Consider the following 3,928-nt stretch of genomic DNA (forward strand, 5'->3'; position numbering starts at 1 on the left):
AGCATTTTGAATTAATTATTTAACTAAATATCATACTTATGAAATCCCTATCAATTACATTATTAGTAGCATTTTTTTGTGTAACAGTATCAGGTGTTAATCCAGTCAACACCGAAGTAAACAAGAGTTCTAAGGAAACTACTATTTCTAAAAAAACGAACTTTGAATATAGTTTTGAAGTGAACAGACATGTAAGACCAGGAGGAGGAGTTCCTTCTAACGGTTAGAAATATCATATAAAATTTGACCAAGCACACCTTATAAAATCAATAAGGTGTGCTTGGCTTTATATAATGTCAACTGTTATTTAAGCAATATAAAGGATACATTGCATTCATGTTATAAAATATTTTAAATTTGGATGACATTGAAAAGGAACACGTATTGTATAAAATAATAATTTTCATAGTTACTTCTTTTTTATTCCTGCCTATAAAAGCACAAAATGCGGCTTTTAATAGGCAATTGGATAGTATTTATTTTTATCGAAATTTGGCACAGGAATCTTTAACTGCTAAAAAAAGGTTTCAGTATGTCCACTATGCCATAAAACTATCTGAAGCCATCCATCAAGATTCTACGGTTTTAAAAAGTAAACGCTTACTTGTTACTCTTTATCTAAGAGAGCTTGCGGTAGATTCATTATTTGACATCAGTCATGAAAATTTAAAACTAGCCCATAAGGTAAAAGACTCCTCAGCCATTGCTAATATATCCAATGTGTTAGGCTGGTATCATGAACAAAAGGCTCAAACGGATAGTTCTTATTTCTATTATTATTCAACTTACAAAATTTTTAAAGCATTAAAAGAAGAAAGCAGAGAAGCAAATGCTCTGTTATCTATGTCAGCCATTCAATTTAGTCAAAGAGATTATATTGGTTGCGAACAAAATGCCGTGGTGTCCATTAGATTATTTCAAAATTTACCAAAAACAAATATTACTCTAGATAAGTTATGGGCCTTATATAATTTAATTGCTATTGCTTCAGATAAGTTAGGAGCGTATGACAAAGCCCTAGAATATCACCATAAAGCATTAACTTATAGCGATCAGCTTCCAGATAGTTCTTTGTACACCTTGTATTCCAATAGTAACATGGCGTTAATTTATAAAGAATTGAAGGAATATGATAAAGCCCTAAAAATTTATGAAGACTTATTCCAAAACAAAGAAATTTTGTTGGAGGCACCAGGAAATTACGCACTTATTTTAGGGGATTATGCTTATATAAAATATTTATCCAAAGCGTATAAAACAGAAGAAATTGCAAATATGTTTTTAGAAGCCTATCAAATGAGTGATAGTTTACAGGATCCTTACAGCATCATGTCTGTTAGTTTAAACGCTTCAGAGTTTTATAATAATTTGGAGAATAAAGATTCGGCACTTTTTTTTGTAAATAGAGCCTATAATATTGCAAAAGAAACCAAAACAAACGATGTGATTTTAAAATCGCTCATGTTAAAAACGGAAATAGAGGATGAGTCAAAGGCGAAAACCTACTTAATAGAGTATGTTAAATTAAGCGATAGCCTTCAAAATAAAGAGCGCAATATTAGAAATAGATTTGCCAGGATTGAATTTGAAACAGATCAAATTGTTGAACGAAACAAACAAATAGCCAAAGAGAGACTTTGGTTATTAATTCTGTCCATTGGGTTAATACTAACCTTATTGCTTTTATATATTATCGTTACCCAAAGAAATAAAAATAAAGAGTTAAAATTCAGTCAACAGCAACAAGAAGCAAACGAAGAAATTTATAATTTGATGCTTTCACAACAAGATAAAATTGATGAAGCTCGAGTAGCTGAAAAGAAGCGTGTTTCGCAAGAAATCCATGATGGTATATTGAGTCGTCTGTTTGGCATTAGGTTAAGTTTAGATAGTTTAAATATGAGTGTCCAACCCAAAGCCATTGAAACAAGAGAAAAGTATTTGGTAGACTTAAAAGAAATTGAATCCGATTTGCGCCAAGTATCCCACGAACTGAATACAGATTTTGTTTCTGGTTCCAATTATATAAGTATTATTAAAACCTTAGTTGAAACTCAAACTAAGGTTTACAAGCTAAAATATGACTTAAAAAATGACGATAATATTGATTGGGATACTGTTTCGAACAAAACAAAAATCCATTATTACCGGATCATTCAGGAAGCACTTCAAAATATTTATAAACATGCCGATGCCTTAGAGGTGAATATTAGCTTTAAACAAAAAAATAATGTAATTTGCTTAACGATTTCAGATAATGGTTCTGGTTTCGATCTCAACAAAGCTAGAAAAGGTATTGGATTAAAGAACATAAACACTAGAGTCCAGGAAATTAATGGTACTCTAGAAATCTATTCCACTGCTAATTCTGGCACTAAATTAATTATAAAGGTTCCCAATAACTAGCAAAAATTAATGCAAACAACTCTTCGTATATTAATGACGGACGATCATCCAATGATTATTGAAGGATATCAAAACACATTAATTGCAACTAAAAAGGCCGATCAAAATTTAATAATAGATATAGCTAATAATTGTGACGAGTCTGTGAAATTCATGGAAAACAGCGTTGAAAAAAACAATCCCTACGATGTGCTTTTTATGGATATAAGTTTGCCGCCTTCTAGTGATGGCAAGTTTAACACAGGCGAAGATCTAGCTATGTATGCCAGGTCCATTATGCCCAAGGCTAAAATTATTATCCTTACTATGTTTAATGAAACTTATAGAATTCATAACATAGTAAGAACCATTAATCCCGAAGGCTTTTTAATTAAAAGCGACTTAACATCTAAAGAATTGGCAAATGCCTTTCAAGCAGTACTAAGTAATCCGCCATTTTACAGTGGTACAGTTAATAGTTTGATTAGGAAAACGGTCTCTACAAATATTGTTTTGGACGATGTAAATAGAAAAATTCTTCACTTATTATCTCAAGGTATAAAAACAAAAAATTTAAAGGAACATATCGATCTATCCTTAAGTGCCATAGAAAAAAGGAAAAAATATATGAAAGAGGTGTTTTTTATTGAAGATGGAAGCGACGAATCTTTACTAGAGAAGGCCAAAAACAAAGGTATTATCTAAATACCATATCAAATACTGTTAAATTTTCAGTTTTTTCGAAATAAAAAAAGCTTGTAAAGCTTTGCTATTGCTACATATTACGGTTTTACCGTAGAATTTTTGTGGTTTTACCGTAAACAAAATCAATTTGTTACTTCTATATTTGACCTATCAACAACTGATTAATTGATCCCTCAAAAAAAATAGTTGATAATAGCATTTACACTAACCTCGTGACTTTATATATTCTATATGAGTCATGAGGTTTCTTCTTTTAAAAACTAAAGATGCTGCTTTTATATTCCCAAGCTTTCATAATAAAAAATCCAAAATAGATAACGGCTACAAGAAACTTGATAAAAGTGCCAGTTAAAAAGCCGAGAAACGAACCAAAAGCCGCCTTTGCCGCTGTTTTAGAATCTGATTTATTTAGTAATTCTCCTATAAATGCACCAACAAAAGGCCAGATTACAATGCCAAAGATTCCTAGAACCGGAAAAATAATGGCTACTAACAATCCTAGTGTTGTACCAACAACGCCATATTTACTGCCACCAAACTTTTTAGTTCCCAGGGCTGGAATAATATAATCCAAGGCAAAAACGATGAGTGCAATGGCTAAAGTAATACCCAAGAATAACCAGTTATTAGGTACGGCATTGGTTAAATAAAGTAGTAGAAGGCCTATCCAACTTAATGGAGGTCCAGGAAGCACCGGTAAAAAACTGCCTAAAATACCTAGTACCATAAATATAAACCCCACTAAGAATAATAAAATGTCCATATATTTTTATTTATAAGACGAAGGTATTAAATGATTGTTACAAAAAATATAACTATAAAATTAGTTCAAACTAAA

4 protein-coding genes are annotated in these 3,928 nt (G+C 31.2%); 3 read left to right on the forward strand and 1 reads right to left on the reverse strand.

The features are described 5' to 3' along the window. Positions 1-38: 38 nt before the first annotated feature. The 3 genes from VKY47_RS08700 to VKY47_RS08710 all read left to right on the forward strand — a co-directional run bounded on the left by VKY47_RS08700 (position 39) and on the right by VKY47_RS08710 (position 3,090). Positions 39-227, forward strand: a complete 189-nt coding sequence (locus tag VKY47_RS08700) for a hypothetical protein (protein ID WP_324312061.1) — start codon at positions 39-41, stop codon at positions 225-227. Between the two features lie 130 nt (positions 228-357). Then, on the forward strand, positions 358-2,406 hold the full coding sequence (locus VKY47_RS08705) for a tetratricopeptide repeat-containing sensor histidine kinase (RefSeq protein WP_324312063.1): 2,049 nt from the start codon (positions 358-360) through the stop codon (positions 2,404-2,406). Positions 2,407-2,415: 9 nt separating this feature from the next. Further along, entirely contained in the window at positions 2,416-3,090 is a 675-nt protein-coding gene (locus VKY47_RS08710; RefSeq protein ID WP_324312065.1) for a response regulator, read from the forward strand. A 253-nt stretch (positions 3,091-3,343) separates the two neighbouring features. Here VKY47_RS08710 and VKY47_RS08715 read toward each other — a convergent pair whose 3' ends face one another. Further along, positions 3,344-3,853, reverse strand: coding sequence for a DUF456 domain-containing protein (locus VKY47_RS08715; protein ID WP_324312067.1), 510 nt, complete (start codon positions 3,851-3,853; stop codon positions 3,344-3,346). Positions 3,854-3,928: the final 75 nt, after the last annotated feature.

The sequence above is a fragment of the Xanthomarina sp. genome (assembly GCF_035306705.1).
Taxonomy (GTDB): Bacteria; Bacteroidota; Bacteroidia; order Flavobacteriales; family Flavobacteriaceae; genus Xanthomarina.

What these genes read in the sequence shown, in the direction of transcription:
- VKY47_RS08700 (WP_324312061.1), top strand. Translation starts at nt 39, where the DNA reads ATGAAATCCCTATCAATTACATTATTAGTAGCATTTTTTTGTGTAACA.
- VKY47_RS08710 (WP_324312065.1), top strand. Translation starts at nt 2,416, where the DNA reads ATGCAAACAACTCTTCGTATATTAATGACGGACGATCATCCAATGATT.
- VKY47_RS08715 (WP_324312067.1), bottom strand. Translation starts at nt 3,853, where the DNA reads ATGGACATTTTATTATTCTTAGTGGGGTTTATATTTATGGTACTAGGT.